Here is a 15,976-nt window from a genome sequence, read left to right on the forward strand (position 1 = left end):
AGTATGACCAAATCTGAATTGGTCGCGCAGCTGGCTACGCGATTTCCGCAACTGGTTCTCAAGGATGCGGATTTCGCGGTCAAGACGATGCTCGATGCGATGTCCGAGGCGCTTGCCAAGGGCCATCGCATCGAAATTCGCGGCTTTGGCAGCTTCGGCCTGAATCGTCGGCCGTCGCGCGTGGGACGCAATCCCAAGTCGGGTGAAAAGGTGCTGGTGCCTGAGAAGTTCGTGCCGCATTTCAAGCCGGGCAAGGAGTTGCGCGAGCGCGTCGACCGCAATTCGGGCGAGCCGCTGAAGGCAGACGAGCCGGACGACGATCTGTAAGCGCCGCAGGGGTTTTGCAGCGGTTGCAGCCGTTGGCGGTCAATGCCAGATGGCCAGTGCATGGACCGGAAAAAGCGCAGGGTTTTTCGAAACCCGGCGCTTTTTTTTCGTCCACAGTTTTGGGAGGGTGGCGGGCTCCCCGAGCGCGGCCTTGCGCGCGCGTATTGCCCACGCGCGGCTTGCGGCTTCGCGCACGTGCCGGCTCGCAAGCCGTTCCATTACAATACGGGACACTTCGGCGCGGCCGATGCTGCGGTGCGGCAGACAATCCGCGCCGGCGCTTCTTTCCTGTAACTGCCAAGAGAATCCTTCATGAGATTGATCGCCTGGGTGATCCGTGTGCTGGTGTTCGTACTGCTGCTGGTGCTTGCACTGGGCAATACGGATCCCGCGACGCTGCACTTCCTGGCCGGCTATTCGTGGCAGGCTCCGTTGATCCTGATCGGCCTCGCGTTCTTCGTGGTCGGGCTGCTGGCCGGGCTGCTTTCGGCGCTGCCGCCCCTGTTCCGGCTGCGCATGGAGAACGGCCGCTTGAAGCGCGATCTGCGCAGCGCGAAGGAAACGCCGGCGACGCCCGCGGAACCGCCGCTGCCGCCGCTCATTTGATTCGATTTGCCGTGCCGTATGTCGTAGATGTCTCATAGGCGCTTGCCAGGCGTTTCATAGGTATCCGCGGCGCGCGGCCTGATTACCGCTCATACCATCGCTCGCATGGATCTCGATTTTTGGTGGCTGCTCGTCATTCCCGTCGCGTTTGCGCTCGGCTGGATGGCGTCGCGCTACGACCTGAAGGCGCTGCTTTCCGAAAGCGCCAATCTGCCGCGCTCGTATTTCCGCGGCCTGAACTTCCTGCTCAACGAGCAGCCCGATAAGGCCATCGACGCTTTTATCGAGGTCGCCAAGCTCGACCCTGAAACCGTCGAGCTGCACTTCGCGCTCGGCAACCTGTTTCGCCGCCGCGGCGAGACCGATCGCGCGATTCGCGTGCACCAGAATCTGCTGTCGCGCCCGGACCTGCCCGTGAACGAGCGCGATCACGCGCTCTATGAACTCGGCCAGGACTTCCTGAAAGCCGGCATGCTCGATCGCGCCGAAGAGACGTTCAGCATGCTCAAGTCCGGTGACTATGCGCAGGGCGCGCAGCGTGCGCTGCTCACCATCTACGAGATCGAAAAGGACTGGAACCGCTCGATCGAGACCGCGCGCCTGCTCGAAACCATGGGGGCGCCGTCGCTCGACCTCGAAATCGCGCAGTTCCATTGCGAGCTCGCGCAAGAGGCGCTGCAGCGCAAGAACCCGGACGAGGCGCGGCGCCAGCTCGCGCTCGCGCTCAAGGCCAATGAGCAGAACGTGCGCGCGACGATACTCGGGGGCGACGTGGATGCCGCGAGCGGCGACTGGCAAGCCGCGCTCGCGCAGTGGAAGCGCGTCGAGGCGCAGAATCCCGCCTATCTGCCGCTGGTGGCCGAGAAGGTCATGAAGGGCTACGAGGCGCTGGACCGCGCGCAGGAGGGGGCGCAGCTGCTCACCGAATGGGTCGACCGCCATTCCTCGAACGATCTGCTCGACGTCGCCTATAAATACGTTGCCGAGCTGAGCGGCCCGGACGCGGCCCACACGCTCGCCCGCACGCAGATGCAGAAGTCGCCGAATCTCGCTGGCATGACGCGTCTGCTCGAAGCGCAGCAGGCCAGCGCCGAAGAGCCGCGGCGCAGCGAGCTCGAGCTCATGCGCAAGCTGATCCAGCAGCGCACCAAGAATCTGCCACGTTACACGTGCCAGAACTGTGGCTTCCGGGCGCGCCTGTTCTACTGGCAGTGCCCCGGCTGCAGCGGCTGGGAAACCTATGCGCCGCGCCGCGTCGAGCCCATCCCGGCATCGAGCTGATGCGCGAGGCGCCCAATTTGAAGGCGCATGGCGTGCGCGTTTGCGAGGCCCGACGCCGACGCCACTGAGCGAGCGGGCGCCGCCTGCCGGGTGCGCAGCGGCGCCTATGCAACACCTACTTCCGAATCTGTCACCGGAGCGCGTATGAAAATCACCATTATCGGTACCGGCTACGTCGGCCTCGTCACCGGGGCGTGCCTTGCCGAAATCGGTCACGACGTGTTCTGTCTCGACGTCGATCCGCGCAAGATCGACATCCTGAACGGCGGCGGCGTGCCGATCCACGAGCCGGGTCTGCTCGAACTCATCCAGCGCAACCGCAAGGCGCGCCGCATCACGTTTTCCACCGACGTCGCCGCGAGCGTCGAACATGGCGAAGTGCAGTTCATCGCCGTGGGCACGCCGCCCGACGAAGACGGCTCGGCGGATCTGCAGTACGTGCTCGAGGCCGCGCGCAGCATCGGCCGCTACATGAACGGCTTCAAGGTGATCGTCGACAAGTCGACGGTGCCCGTGGGCACCGCCCAGCGCGTCCAGGACGTGCTCGCCGAAGAGCTCGCCAAACGCGGACTCGGCGCGAGCAACCAGCACCGCTTCTCGGTGGTCTCGAACCCCGAGTTCCTGAAGGAGGGCGCGGCCGTCGACGACTTCATGCGCCCGGACCGCATCATCATCGGCATCGACGAAGATGCGAACGGCGAGCTCGCGCGCGAGAAGATGAAGCGCCTCTACGCGCCGTTCAACCGCAACCACGAGCGCACCATCTACATGGACGTGCGCTCGGCCGAATTCACGAAGTACGCGGCCAATGCCATGCTCGCGACACGCATCTCGTTCATGAACGAGATGGCGAATCTCGCCGACCGCGTGGGCGCCGACATCGAGTCGGTGCGGCGCGGCATCGGCTCCGATCCGCGCATCGGCTATCACTTTCTTTACGCGGGCTGCGGCTACGGCGGCTCCTGCTTCCCGAAGGACGTGCAGGCGCTGATCCGCACGGCCGCCGAGTCGGGCCAGAACCTGCGCATCCTGGAAGCGGTCGAGGACGTGAACCACGGCCAGAAGGACGTGCTCGTGGACAAGATCGTGAAGTCGATCGGCGCGGACCTCACGGGCAAGCACTTCGCCGTGTGGGGTCTCGCGTTCAAGCCGAACACCGACGACATGCGCGAGGCGCCGAGCCGCCGCCTGATTGCCGAGCTGCTCGCGCGCGGCGCGACGGTCTCGGCCTACGATCCGGTTGCGACCGACGAAGCGCGGCGCGTGTTCGCGCTCGATCTCGCCAACGCGCCGGATCAGCACGCGCGCCTCACCTTCGCAGCGAACCAGGACGACACGCTCGCGGGCGCGGATGCGCTCGTGATCGTCACCGAATGGACGGCATTCAAGGCCCCCGACTTCGAGTATCTGAAAGAGGAGCTGAAGGCGCCGCGCATTTTCGACGGACGCAACCTCTATGAGCCGGACGCGATGGCGGAGCTCGGCTTTGACTATCACTCGATTGGACGGCCTCATGTCAAACTCGTCAACCAAGCAAGCGATGCAACCCCAGCAGCCTGAGAACGCGACGCTCGCGCCCGAGGTGACGGTCGTGCCGCGCGAGAAGTTCGCCGCGTCACGCGTGCTGGTGGTGGGCGACGTGATGCTCGACCGCTACTGGTTCGGCGATGTCAACCGTATCTCGCCGGAGGCGCCGGTGCCCGTGGTGCACGTGCAGCGTCAGGAAGACCGCCTCGGCGGCGCAGCCAACGTCGCGCGCAACGCGGCGGCGCTCGGCGCGAGCGCCGGGCTCCTGTGCGTGGTGGGGCATGACGAGCCGGGCGAGCGCATCGTCGAGCTGCTCGGCGAGAGCCATGTGAACGCGTATCTCGAGCGCGATCCCGAGCTGCCCACCACGATCAAGCTGCGCGTGCTCTCGCGCCAGCAACAGTTGCTGCGCGTGGACTTCGAAAAGTCGCCGACGCATGAGGCCCTGCTCGCGGGCCTCGCGCGCTTCGACGCACTGCTGCCCACCCACGACGTGATCCTCATGTCCGACTACGCCAAGGGTGGCCTCACGCATGTCACGCAGATGATCTCGAAGGCGCGCGCCGCGGGCAAATCGGTGCTGGTCGATCCGAAGGGCGATGACTGGGAGCGCTATCGCGGCGCGAGCATCATCACGCCGAACCGCGCCGAGCTGCGTGAAGTGGTGGGCACCTGGAAGTCCGAAGCAGATCTGCTCGCGCGCGTGACGAAGCTGCGCCACGAATTGCAGTTCGACGCGCTGCTGCTCACGCGCTCGGAGGAGGGTATGACGCTCTTTTCCAATGACGGCGTGCTGCACGCGCCGGCCGTCGCACGCGAAGTGTATGATGTCTCGGGTGCCGGCGACACCGTGATCGCGACCGTCGCGGCCTCGCTGGGCGCGGGCCTTTCGCTCGTCGAGGCCGTTGCGCTCGCGAACCGCGCCGCCGGTATCGTGGTCGGCAAGCTCGGCACCGCCACCGTCGACTACGACGAACTCTTTCAATGACGTTCCGCGCGTGGCCGCGCTGCTGAACTCCATGAGCGCAATGAGCGTGGCTACTCGACGGGCGCGGTGAGGCAGGGATTTCCGGAGAGTTTTCCCGGCCTCGCATGAACCTCTTCACCGCAGAACTATCATGACCCTCATTGTGACCGGCGCGGCCGGCTTCATCGGCAGCAACATCGTCAAGGCGCTGAACGAACGCGGCGAAGACCGCATCATCGCCGTCGACAATCTCACCCGCGCGGACAAGTTCAAGAATCTCGTCGATTGCGAGATCGACGATTACCTCGACAAGACCGAGTTCGTCGAGCGCTTTGCGCGCGGCGATTTCGGCAAGGTGCGCGCGGTGTTCCACGAAGGCGCCTGCTCGGACACCATGGAATCCGACGGCCGCTACATGATGGACAACAACTTCCGCTATAGCCGTGCGGTGCTCGACACCTGCCTCGCGCAGCGCGCGCAGTTTCTCTATGCATCGTCGGCGGCGATTTATGGCGGGTCGAGCCGTTTCGTCGAAGACCGCGAAGTGGAAGCGCCGCTGAACGTCTACGGCTATTCGAAGTTCCTGTTCGACCAGGTGATCCGCCGCATGCTGCCCACCGCGCAAAGCCAGATTGCGGGCTTTCGCTACTTCAATGTGTACGGTCCGCGCGAGACGCACAAAGGCCGCATGGCTTCGGTGGCGTTCCATAACTTCAACCAGTTCCGCGCCGAAGGCCGCGTGAAGCTGTTCGGCGAGTACAACGGCTATGCGCCGGGCGAGCAGACGCGCGACTTCGTTTCCGTCGAAGACGTCGTGAAGGTCAACCTGTTCTTCTTCGATCATCCCGAGAAGACCGGCATCTTCAATCTCGGCAGCGGCCGCGCCCAGCCGTTCAACGACATCGCGAGCACGGTGGTCAACACGCTGCGCGTGATGGAAGGCAAGGGCGCGCTCACGCTCGAAGAGCAGGTGCAGCAGGGGCTCATCGAGTACATCGCGTTCCCCGACGCGCTGCGCGGCAAGTACCAGTGCTTCACGCAGGCCGATCTCGGCAAGCTGCGCGCCGCGGGCTACGATGCGCCGTTCCTGACGGTGCAAGAGGGTGTGGACCGCTACGTGCGTTGGCTGTCCGGCCAGGTGTAAGCGAAGGCCGCGTCTCCCTAAACTGGACTCTCCTCGCCGGCGATGGTCGCCGGCGTTGGGCATCAACGGAGATCCAGCATGATCAAGCAATTGCTCGCCGCGGCAGCGCTCGTTGCCGCATTCGGCCAGGTGTTCGCGGCCGTGGACGTCAACACGGCCAACGAGGATGCGCTGCGCGGCATCAAGGGCATCGGGCCCGCGCGCGCCAAGGCCATTCTCGACGAGCGTGGAGCACATGGACCGTTCAAGGACGCGTCCGATCTCGGCAAGCGTGTGAAGGGCCTCGGTGGTCACACCGTCGAACGTTTGGAGGCCGAAGGATTGTCGGTCGGGCCTGCGAATGCGCAGGCGACGCAATCGACTCAAGCGGCGGCGGCACAGTCCGGCGCGAAGAGTGCCCCTGCGAAGGCCGGAGCCACGCAGCCGCAAGGCGCGACGGTGGCCGTCAAGAAGTAGTGCTTGCCGCTTCTTCGTATTGCGTCACAGCCGTGCGACCGCCCGGGGCGATCGCCAGCAGCGGTTGCACGGCTCCCCGCGGCTCGCGGGGCCAGTCTCCTTCCGGCGTCGCTGCGGCGGCGCTGACCCGCGGCCCAGGCCGCGGGCTTTTTGCGAGCCTCGCGTGCTGGCCCTGGATTGGCCGTGAAGCAGGGCGGCGAAGCGAGCCCTGGATGACATCCCTTACGCCTTCAGGGGTCGCCAGCGCCGGGTGGCTGCGTGGTTTAGAATCGAAAAGTTACCCAATTTCGCCAGACCGGCGCCCGACCGCCATTACTTATGCCATACAAGACCATTGAAGACACGATCGGCAACACGCCGCTCGTGCAGCTCGTCCGCTTGCCCGACGACGAGATTCGCGCCCGCAACAACATCGTGCTGGCCAAGCTGGAAGGCAATAATCCGGCGGGCTCGGTGAAGGACCGGCCGGCGCTTTCGATGATCCGCAAGGCCGAAGAACGTGGCCGCATCAAGCCGGGCGATACGCTGATCGAAGCCACGAGCGGCAACACCGGCATCGCGCTGGCCATGGCCGCGGCCATTCGCGGCTACAAGATGATTCTGATCATGCCCGAGGACCTGTCGGTCGAGCGTCGCCAGAGCATGGCCGCCTACGGCGCCGAGATCATGCTCACGCCCGTAAAGGGCGGCATGGAATACGCGCGCGATCTCGCCGAGCAGATGCAGCGCGACGGCAAGGGCATCATCCTCGACCAGTTCGCCAACCCCGACAATCCGCTGGCGCATTACGAGGGCACGGGTCCGGAAATCTGGCGCGAGACCGAAGGGCGCATCACGCACTTCGTCTCGTCGATGGGCACGACGGGCACGATCATGGGCACGTCGCAGTATCTGAAAGAGCAGAATCCGGCGATCGAGATCGTCGGTGCGCAGCCCGAAGAGGGCTCGCGCATTCCCGGCATCCGCAAGTGGCCGGAAGCCTACATGCCGAAGATCTTCGATCGCAGCCGCGTGGACCGCACCGAAAGCGTGAGCCAGGCCGCCGCCGAAGCGATGGCGCGCCGACTCGCGTCGGTGGAGGGCATTTTCGCGGGGATTTCGTCGGGCGGCGCGTGCGAAGTGGCGATGCGCCTCGCGCGTCAGGTCGAGAATGCGACGATCGTATTCATCGTCTGCGACCGCGGCGACCGTTATCTGTCGACGGGTGTGTTTCCGGCCTGATTAGTGGCCCGATTTTCGGCATGAATTCCGGTCGCCTTTCCAGGCCAGTCTTCCAGACCGGACGGTAAGGGCCGAAACCGGCGCCTGAACTGAAAACGGGCGGCGTGTCTCTCGCGAGACGCGCCGCCCGTTGTGCTTTGCGCAGGGGCCTCGTTCGTCAGTGGCGCTTATTGCCGCTGTGCCTGCCGCTGTGTCGACTGCGCGCCGCCGTTCGAGCCGACGTCGTTCGTCGCGAGCATCTGCGCCTTCACGCGTTCACCGAGCTGGTAGACCGCGAGCGCGTAGAAGAAGCTGCGGTTGTAGCGCGTAAGCACATAGAAGTTCTTCAGCCCCAGCATGTACTCGGTCGGGCGCCCAGGCGTGGGCAGGTCGACGACCGTGACCGGCGTGCCGCCCTCGGCGGCGAGATCCACATTCGGCTCGTTCAGGGCGAGGCCCGAGCGCAGCAATTGCCCGAGCGGCAGGCGCGGTTCGGGCTTGCCGTCGGCGGCGGCTTGCGCGATGCCCTGGCTGCCCGCATCGTCGGCGATCTTCCACACCACCGGGCGGCCCGATTCCCAGCCGTTCTGCTTCAGATAGTTCGCGACGCTGCCGATCGCGTCGGCCGGGCTATTGCGCAGATCGATATGGTGATCGCCCTCGTAATCGACCGCGTATTGCACGATGCTGCTCGGCAGGAACTGCGGAATGCCGATCGCGCCCGTGTACGAGCCGAGCACCGAGCTCGGATCGATCTCAGAGCCGCGCGTCCACACCAGATAGTCTTCGAGGTTCTTGCGGAACGTCGCCATGCGGTCGGCGCGATTGGGCGTGTTCGGATAATCGAAGGCGAGCGTGGTGAGCGCGTCGAGCACGCGGAAGTTGCCCATGTAGCGCCCGTAGATCGTCTCCACGCCGATGATGCCGACGATCACCTCGGGCGGCACGCCGAACTCATCGGCCGCACGTTGCAGCGTGGCCTGGTTCGCGCGCCAGAAGCGCACCCCCGCGTTGATGCGCACCGGGTCGAGAAAACGCGCCTGGTAGGCGCGCCAGTTCTTCGCGCTCGGCGTGGGCGAGGGCGTGACGAGCTTCACGGCCGTGGCCGAATAGCTCACGGTCGAGAACAGCGCGTGCAGCGCGTCGGCATTGAAGTCGTAGCGCGCGACCATGTCGTTGATGAACGTGTCGACATTGGCGTTGTTCACGTAGCGCTGCGGAACGATTTCCTCTTCGAACGTCTGGCCTTGCGGGGCGCTTTGCGGCGGCGCCTGGATGGGCTGTGCGGGCGCCGCTTGCGTCGTCTGGGGCGCTTTGCTCGCCTGGGCCGGTTGCATCGATTTCGTCGATTGCGCCTGCTCGGCGCATGCGGACAGCATAGCCGCGGCGCAAAGCGCGAGCGCGAAAGACTTGATGCGCGGTTGGCTGAAGGCGGGTGAAACGGACGGGTGCGCGGACTTTTGCGTCATGGCAGGCGGGCGGGTTGGAACGAGAGGACGTGATGCGGCGCAGTATACCCGAGCGCCCCGTACCAAAAGGTGTGGACGTGCGGCGGGCGTGGGCTCGCGGGTGCCGCACGGGTGGGCTGTGGTAACGTGACGATTGTCCGCGCTCGAACGCGGCCCGCGCGACTGTTGCAAAACCCTGCGCAGCACACCCGACGAAGATCTGATGGAGACCCGCAGCGCGCGCTCGAGACAGGCCCGAGCGCACGGTGCGGCCAGTACTGGACATGACGACCGGCTTTTTCACGCACCCCGACTGCCTGCTGCATGAAATGGGCGAGTGGCATCCCGAATGCCCCGCGCGCCTGCAGGCGATCGAAGACCAGCTCATTGCGAGCCGCATCGACGCGCTGATCGAGCGCGACGACTCCGCGCCGCTCGTCGAAGAATCCGCGCTGCTGCGCGTGCATACCCAGGCGCATATCGACTGGTTGCGCGAGATTTCGCCGCAGGAGGGCTACGCGGCGATCGATCCCGATACCTCGATGAACCCGCACACGTTGCAGGCCGCGTATCGCGCGGCGGGCGCCGCCGTCGCCGCGACCGACGCCGTGATCGCGGGCCGCTACGAAAATGCGTTCTGCAGCGTGCGCCCGCCCGGCCACCACGCCGAGCCCGCGCGCGCGATGGGCTTTTGCTTCTTCAATAACGTCGCGGTCGCCGCGCGCCATGCGCTCGACGTGCATGGCCTCTCGCGCGTGGCGGTCGTCGACTTTGATGTCCATCATGGCAATGGCACGGAAGCCGCTTTTGCGGGCGATTCGCGCGTGCTCATGTGCAGCATTTTTCAGCACCCGTTCTATCCGTTCTCGGGCGCGGACAATCAGGCGCCGAACATGGTCAACGTGCCGATGCCGGCCTACACCAAAGGGATGGAGGTGCGCGAGGCGATCGACATCATGTGGCTGCCGCGTCTGCACGAGTTCAAGCCGGAGATGGTGTTCGTCTCGGCGGGGTTCGATGCGCACCGCGAAGACGATCTCGGCAACCTGGGCCTTGTCGAGGACGACTACGCGTGGATCACCGAGCAGATTTGCGAGGTCGCGCGGCGCCACGCGAAGGGGCGCATCGTGAGCTGTCTCGAAGGCGGCTATAACCTCTCGGCGCTCGGGCGCAGCGTGGTCGCGCATCTGCGCGTGCTGGCCGGTATCTGATCGGGCCGATCAAGCCGAGCGCGCGCGGCTATCGTGCGATAGCCGCGCATTGAGCGTCCCAGCGTCGTTTCCGTTTCCCGAATCCCGTGCGTGCGACCGGGCGCGCACCCCGAAAGGAGCCGTGCATCATGACTGCTGCAGCCGTTCCGTCTTCGTCGTCTTCTTCCGCGGATGCCGCGCCGCTCATCGAGGTTGCGCATGACGCGTACGGCGTGCCCGGCGTCGTGCGCCTCACGCTGAACCGGCCCGACGCGTTCAACGCGCTGTCCGAAGCGCTCATCGACGCGTTGCAGACGCAACTGGCGGGCATCGCGAAATCGGATGCGCGCGTCGTGGTGATCGCGGCGGCGGGCCGCGCGTTCTGCGCTGGCCACGATCTCAGGGAAATGCGCGCGGCGCCTTCGCTCGATTACTACAAGCGGCTCTTCGCGCGCTGCTCGAAGATGATGCTGGCCATCCAGACGATGCCGCAGCCCGTGATCGCGCGCGTGCAGGGCGTGGCGACGGCGGCGGGCTGCCAGCTCGTCGCGATGTGCGATCTCGCCGTGGCCGCCGAGCAGGCGCGCTTTGCTGTCTCGGGCATCAATCTCGGGCTGTTTTGCTCGACGCCGGCGGTGCCGCTCACGCGCAATGTCTCGCGCAAGGCCGCTTTCGAGATGCTGATGACGGGCGAGTTCATCGATGCGCAGAAGGCGCTGCGCGAGGGGCTCGTGAACCGCGTCGTGGCCGAGGAAGCGCTCGACGCCGCCGTGACTGCGCTCGCGGCAAGCATCTGCGCGAAGCCGCGCGAGGCGGTGGCGGCGGGCAAGGGGCTGTTCTACCGGCAGCTCGAGATGGGTGTCGAAGCCGCTTATCAGTTGGCGGGGCAGACCATGGCCTGCAACATGATGACCGACCCGGCGCTCGACGGCGTGCAGGCGTTCATCGACAAGCGCGGCAGCAAGTAAGCGGCACGGGCCGGCGAGCCCGGCCAGTTTTCCGCAGCGTTTCCCGTCACATCCTGCCAGTCGGCTGTCGAGCAGGGTTGGCGCCTTGGCGTCTGCTCGGGTTCCATGCAGAGCGCTTGCTCGGGCCCCACGCAAAGCTAGTGGCGCTCGATCCAGTCGATCATCGCGCCGATCACGCGTTCGCGGTCTAGATCGTTGAGCGTCTCGTGATAGCTGCCCTCATAGAGCGTAAGCGTGCGGTCGGGCGACCCCACCTGCGCGCCGAACGCGCGGCTGCCTTCGGGCTCCGTGAGCTTGTCCTCGGTGCCATGCCAGATCAGCACCGGCATGCGCAAGTGCGCGCGGCCCGCTTCGATACGCTTCATCGCTTCGAGCAGCTCCGCGCCGGTGCGTGCGGGAATCGCGCCATGGTGAACCAGGGGATCGGCGCGGTTGGCCTCGACCACGGCGGTGTCGCGCGCGAGCAGGGCGGCGTCGATCTTCATTGCGGGAAAGCGCGGCCAGACCGCGCTCATCACGCGGCTCGCGGCGATCATCCACTGCGGTACGTCGCGGCCCGGCGCGAGTGCGGCGCTCGAGAGCAACAGGCCCGCGAGGGCCGCGTCCGAGTGCGGCGCGCGCTCGATCGCGTAGAGCGCGGCAATCGCGCCGCCCATGCTGTGGCCCATCAGGAAGAGCGGCGTCTTGCGCGCGCGGCATTGCGCGGCGGCGTATTCGACGAGCGCCTGTGCATCGTCGAGATAGTCGTCAAAGCGCGTGACCCAGGCGCGGCGTCCGCCTGCGCGGCCGTGCCCGCGCAGATCGATCGCATACACGTCGATGCCCGCCGCGTTCAGGCGTGCCGCGAGCGCCGCGTAACGGCCCGCGTGCTCCGCAAGCCCATGCACGAGCGCAATGGCCGCGCGGGGCGCAACGGTTGGTGCCTGCCAGACGTACAGCGGCAACTCGGCGCCGTCGCGTGCGCGCAGCGTCGAGCGTTGCGGCGCGGTGCCGGTCGTCGATGCCGATGTGGCGCATGCCGCATCTTGTGGCTGTGTCGTCTCCATCGTCGCTGCTCCCCTGGCTATTCGTTGTAAGCGCGTCGTAGGCGTTGTAGGGCTATAGGGTTGATCTGAACGGTCGGCAGAGGGTAGCACCGGTTTTGGCGGGCGGCTGCCGCAATAGCCCTCTAATGAGTACGAGTTATGAAAGTATCGGAAATGATTATTAATAGGAATTTTGCCCGCCAGGGTAAAATGCCGAGCTAACTCCAGTCCAGCAAACGGCGGCTGTCTGCCGGCGCGACGCGTCTTGCGCGATTGAAAGATCGCGGCACAGGCATAGCGGCGCGCGGCACACCCGCCGTTTCGTTTTTTTCATGATCGAAATTCGAAACGTTTCCCAGCGCTTCGCCGGCCCGCAAGGCTGGATCGAGGCGCTGCACAACGTCAATCTGACGATACCGCCGGGTGAAGTATTCGGCATCATCGGGCGCAGCGGGGCGGGCAAGAGCACGCTCGTGCGCACCATCAATCTGCTCACGCGGCCCACCGAAGGCGACATCGTCGTCAACGGGCGCACGCTCACGTCGCTCTCGAGCGCCGACCTGCGCGAGGCGCGCCGCGAGATCGGCATGATCTTCCAGCACTTCAATCTGCTCTCGTCGCGCACGGTGTTCGACAACGTCGCGCTGCCGCTCGAGCTCGCGGGCATGAAGCGCCAGCAGATCGCGGAAACGGTGCTGCCGCTCCTCGAGCTCGTCGGCCTCGCCGCACAGAAAGACCGCTACCCGTCGCAGATCAGCGGCGGCCAGAAGCAGCGCGTGGGCATTGCGCGCGCGCTCGCGAGCAAGCCGAAGGTGCTGCTCTCCGACGAGGCGACGTCCGCGCTCGACCCGGAAACCACGCGCGCCATTCTCGACCTGCTGCGCAAGATCAATCGCGAGCTGAACCTGACGGTCGTGATGATCACGCACCAGATGGAAGTGATCAAACAGGTCTGCGACCGCGTGGCCGTGCTCGACGCGGGCCGCGTCGTGGAGACCGGTCCCGTTATCGACGTATTCCTGCAGCCGCGCCACGAAGTCACGCGCGCGCTGCTCGGCGACGTGATCGCGCAGGAGCTGCCGCCCGCGCTCAAGGCTCGCGTGGCCGAGCGTCTCGCGAAGGGCAGCGGGCATTTGCTGCGTCTCGCCTTCACCGGCACGGGCGTCGATCAGCCCGTGCTCTCGGAGACGATCCGCCGCTTCGAGCTCGATTTCAACATCCTGCATGGCCAGATCGACGAGATCCAGGGGCAGGCGTTCGGCTCGCTCGCGGTGCTCGCGGGCGGCGATCCCGTGAAGGTGGCGCAGGCGATCGCGTGGCTGCGCGAGCAGGGCGTGGTGGTGGAGGAGCTGTCCCATGTGGAGTGAAATGTTCGATATGTTCGTCCAGTCGTTCTGGGAGACGCTCATCATGGTGGGCATTTCCGGACTGGTGGGCGCAGCCATCGGCTTGCCGCTCGGCGTGCTGCTCTATCTGACCGACCGCGAAGGCGTGCTGCAGAACATCGCCCTCAATCGCGCGATGGGCGTGGTCGTCAACGCCGTGCGCTCGACGCCGTTCATCATCCTGCTCGTGGCCGTGATTCCGTTCACGCGCGTCGTGGTGGGCTCGTCGATCGGCACCGCGGCCGCCATCGTGCCGCTCACGATTTCCGCCGCGCCGTTCATCGCGCGTCTCGTGGAAACCGCGCTGCGCGAGGTCGACCGCGGCCTGATCGAAGCCGCGCTGGCCATGGGCGCAAGCACCGGCCAGATCGTCTTCAAGGTGCTGCTGCCCGAGTCGCTGCCGGGCGTGGTGGCCGGCTTGACGATCACGTTCATCTCGCTCGTCGGCTATTCGGCGATGGCGGGCGCGATCGGCGGCGGCGGTCTGGGCGACCTCGGCATCCGCTACGGCTATCAGCGCTTCGAGCCCGAGGTCATGCTGATCGTCGTCGTGATCCTGATCGTGTTCGTGCAGCTCGTGCAGTCGTTCGGCGACTGGCTCGTGCGGCGCCTGAGCCATAAATAAGCAGTCCTTCGATAACCAGTACATAGAACAAGGGTTGGATATGCAGCGTCGTTTCATGATCCGGCTGGCGGCTGCGCTTGGCGCGGCGTCGCTGCTTGCACCGCTTCTCGCGCATGCCGACGAGACCATCAAGGTGGGCGTGACGGGCGGCCCGCATGAGCAGGTGATGGAAGTGGTGAAGCAGGTCGCCGCGAAGAACGGCCTCACGATCAAGATCGTCGAGTTCTCCGACTATGTGCAGCCGAACGCGGCGCTCGCGGGCGGCGATCTCGATGCGAACAGCTATCAGCACGAGCCGTATCTCGACGCGCAGGTGAAGGACCGCGGCTACAAGCTGATCAAGCTCGCCGACACGGTGACGTTCCCGATGGGCATCTACTCGAAGAAGGTCAAGACGCTCGCGGAGCTCAAGCCCGGCGCGCGCATTGCGGTCCCCAATGATCCGACGAATGGCGGCCGCGCGTTGCTGCTGCTGCAGAAGCAGGGCCTCATCAAGCTGCGCGCGGGCGCCGGCTTGAAGGCGACGCCGCTCGACGTCGTGGAAAACCCCCGGAAGCTGAAAATCGTCGAACTCGATGCGGCGCAGATTCCGCGCTCGCTCGACGACGTGGACGCCGCGGCGATCAATACGAACTTCGCGATGGAAGCGGGGCTCAAGCCGAAGCAGGACGCGATCGCGATCGAAGACCCGAACGGGCCGTACGTGAACATCATCGCGATCCGCGCGGCCGACCGCAACAAACCGTGGGCGGCCAAGCTGGTGGCGGCTTACCACTCGCCGGAAGTGAAGCAGTACATCGAGCAGAAGTTCGGCGGAGCCGTGGTCGCGTCGTGGTGAGCCCGGCCCGGCGGGTGAGAGATAAGTGTCGGATTAGGTAGAGAATTCGGTCGTAGAAACCCGGACTTGATGCCCGGGTTTTTTCCGGCTTAAAATAGCACGATCGTTCGCAACTGACGGCTAAGCAGGGGCAGAAGCGGGTTGTGCGGGAAATGTGCTGGCGGGTGGATGCGTGCGGGAACGCTATCGCTATAATGTCCGCCAGGTTGACGTATTCGTAACTTCGGAGCATGTGAATGAAAGTCCTTGTGCCAGTCAAGCGCGTAGTCGATTACAACGTCAAAGTTCGTGTGAAGTCGGATGGCACGGGCGTCGACATCGCCAACGTAAAGATGTCGATGAACCCGTTCGATGAAATCGCCGTGGAAGAGGCGGTTCGTCTGAAGGAAGCCGGTGTGGCGACGGAAGTCATCGCCGTGTCGGCCGGTGTGACGCAAGCGCAGGAAACCCTGCGCACGGCGCTGGCGATCGGCGCGGACCGCGCGATCCTCATCGAGTCGAATGAAGACCTGCAGCCGCTCGCCGTGGCGAAGCTGCTCAAGGCGCTCGTCGACAAGGAGCAGCCGCAGCTCGTGATTCTCGGCAAGCAGGCCATCGACGACGATTCGAACCAGACCGGCCAGATGCTCGCCGCGCTGGCGAACCTGCCGCAAGCGACCTTCGCTTCGAAGGTCACGATCGCCGACGGCCGTGCCACGGTCGCGCGTGAAGTCGACGGCGGCGCGGAAACGCTGTCGCTGAAGTTGCCCGCAGTGGTCACGACGGACCTGCGCCTGAACGAGCCGCGCTACGTCACGCTGCCGAACATCATGAAGGCGAAGAAGAAGCCGCTGGAGACGATCAAGCCCGAAGACCTCGGTGTGGACGTCACGCCGCGTCTGAAGACCCTGAAGGTTGCCGAGCCGCCCAAGCGCAGCGCTGGCGTGAAGGTCGCCGACGTGAAGACGCTGGTCGAGAAGCTGAAGACCGAAGCCAAGGTGCTGTAAGGG

At 65.5% G+C, this 15,976-nt stretch carries 17 protein-coding genes; 15 read left to right on the forward strand and 2 right to left on the reverse strand.

The features are described from left to right. Window positions 1-3: 3 nt before the first annotated feature. The 9 genes from BO1_RS00775 to cysM all read left to right on the forward strand — a co-directional run bounded on the left by BO1_RS00775 (window position 4) and on the right by cysM (window position 7,529). Entirely contained in the window at window positions 4-327 is a 324-nt protein-coding gene (locus BO1_RS00775) for an integration host factor subunit beta (protein ID WP_027817382.1), read from the forward strand. Between the two features lie 60 nt (window positions 328-387). Continuing rightward, entirely contained in the window at window positions 388-621 is a 234-nt protein-coding gene (locus BO1_RS58760; RefSeq protein ID WP_156992076.1) for a hypothetical protein, read from the forward strand. A gap of 18 nt (window positions 622-639) precedes the next feature. Next, a complete protein-coding gene (locus BO1_RS00780) occupies window positions 640-933 on the forward strand; it encodes a lipopolysaccharide assembly protein LapA domain-containing protein (RefSeq protein ID WP_028215905.1) in 294 nt (97 codons plus the stop codon). Between the two features lie 105 nt (window positions 934-1,038). Then, window positions 1,039-2,214, forward strand: coding sequence for a lipopolysaccharide assembly protein LapB (gene lapB, locus BO1_RS00785; RefSeq protein WP_028215906.1), 1,176 nt, complete (start codon window positions 1,039-1,041; stop codon window positions 2,212-2,214). Between the two features lie 144 nt (window positions 2,215-2,358). Beyond that, window positions 2,359-3,774, forward strand: a complete 1,416-nt coding sequence (locus tag BO1_RS00790; RefSeq protein WP_028215907.1) for a UDP-glucose dehydrogenase family protein — start codon at window positions 2,359-2,361, stop codon at window positions 3,772-3,774. Further along, on the forward strand, window positions 3,755-4,729 hold the full coding sequence (gene rfaE1, locus BO1_RS49225) for a D-glycero-beta-D-manno-heptose-7-phosphate kinase (protein WP_052409329.1): 975 nt from the start codon (window positions 3,755-3,757) through the stop codon (window positions 4,727-4,729). Before BO1_RS00790 ends, rfaE1 begins: the two co-directional genes overlap by 20 nt. Before the next feature lie 130 nt (window positions 4,730-4,859). Continuing rightward, window positions 4,860-5,852 (forward strand): ADP-glyceromanno-heptose 6-epimerase, encoded by a 993-nt coding sequence (gene rfaD, locus BO1_RS00800; RefSeq protein WP_028215908.1) that lies wholly within the window; start codon window positions 4,860-4,862, stop codon window positions 5,850-5,852. 78 nt (window positions 5,853-5,930) lie between these two features. Next, on the forward strand, window positions 5,931-6,308 hold the full coding sequence (locus BO1_RS00805; RefSeq protein WP_028215909.1) for a ComEA family DNA-binding protein: 378 nt from the start codon (window positions 5,931-5,933) through the stop codon (window positions 6,306-6,308). Between the two features lie 318 nt (window positions 6,309-6,626). Beyond that, window positions 6,627-7,529: a cysteine synthase CysM gene (cysM, locus tag BO1_RS00810; protein WP_028215910.1), complete on the forward strand. Its 903-nt coding sequence runs from the start codon at window positions 6,627-6,629 to the stop codon at window positions 7,527-7,529. A gap of 167 nt (window positions 7,530-7,696) precedes the next feature. Here cysM and mltB read toward each other — a convergent pair whose 3' ends face one another. After that, window positions 7,697-8,887, reverse strand: coding sequence for a lytic murein transglycosylase B (gene mltB / locus BO1_RS49230; protein WP_407669883.1), 1,191 nt, complete (start codon window positions 8,885-8,887; stop codon window positions 7,697-7,699). 353 nt (window positions 8,888-9,240) lie between these two features. On the opposite strand from mltB, the gene BO1_RS00820 reads away from it, so the two are divergent. Next, a complete protein-coding gene (locus BO1_RS00820; RefSeq protein WP_028215911.1) occupies window positions 9,241-10,167 on the forward strand; it encodes a histone deacetylase family protein in 927 nt (308 codons plus the stop codon). A 128-nt stretch (window positions 10,168-10,295) separates the two neighbouring features. After that, the gene (locus BO1_RS00825; protein WP_043283473.1) at window positions 10,296-11,114 is read left to right on the forward strand and encodes an enoyl-CoA hydratase; all 819 of its coding nucleotides are present in this window, start codon (window positions 10,296-10,298) and stop codon (window positions 11,112-11,114) included. Window positions 11,115-11,251: 137 nt separating this feature from the next. On the opposite strand, the gene BO1_RS00830 is transcribed toward BO1_RS00825, so the two are convergent. After that, entirely contained in the window at window positions 11,252-12,082 is an 831-nt protein-coding gene (locus BO1_RS00830) for an alpha/beta hydrolase (RefSeq protein ID WP_028215913.1), read from the reverse strand. A gap of 389 nt (window positions 12,083-12,471) precedes the next feature. On the opposite strand from BO1_RS00830, the gene BO1_RS00835 reads away from it, so the two are divergent. The 4 genes from BO1_RS00835 to BO1_RS00850 all read left to right on the forward strand — a co-directional run bounded on the left by BO1_RS00835 (window position 12,472) and on the right by BO1_RS00850 (window position 15,973). Next, on the forward strand, window positions 12,472-13,506 hold the full coding sequence (locus tag BO1_RS00835) for a methionine ABC transporter ATP-binding protein (protein ID WP_028215914.1): 1,035 nt from the start codon (window positions 12,472-12,474) through the stop codon (window positions 13,504-13,506). Next, entirely contained in the window at window positions 13,496-14,149 is a 654-nt protein-coding gene (locus BO1_RS00840) for a methionine ABC transporter permease (protein ID WP_028215915.1), read from the forward strand. The genes BO1_RS00835 and BO1_RS00840 overlap by 11 nt, the downstream gene beginning before the upstream one ends. A gap of 40 nt (window positions 14,150-14,189) precedes the next feature. Continuing rightward, window positions 14,190-14,987, forward strand: coding sequence for a MetQ/NlpA family ABC transporter substrate-binding protein (locus BO1_RS00845; RefSeq protein ID WP_028215916.1), 798 nt, complete (start codon window positions 14,190-14,192; stop codon window positions 14,985-14,987). A 236-nt stretch (window positions 14,988-15,223) separates the two neighbouring features. Further along, entirely contained in the window at window positions 15,224-15,973 is a 750-nt protein-coding gene (locus tag BO1_RS00850) for an electron transfer flavoprotein subunit beta/FixA family protein (RefSeq protein WP_028215917.1), read from the forward strand. The last annotated feature ends 3 nt before the right edge of the window (window positions 15,974-15,976 follow it).

This window comes from Paraburkholderia oxyphila NBRC 105797, from assembly GCF_000685075.1.
GTDB classification, from domain to species: domain Bacteria; phylum Pseudomonadota; class Gammaproteobacteria; order Burkholderiales; family Burkholderiaceae; genus Paraburkholderia; species Paraburkholderia oxyphila.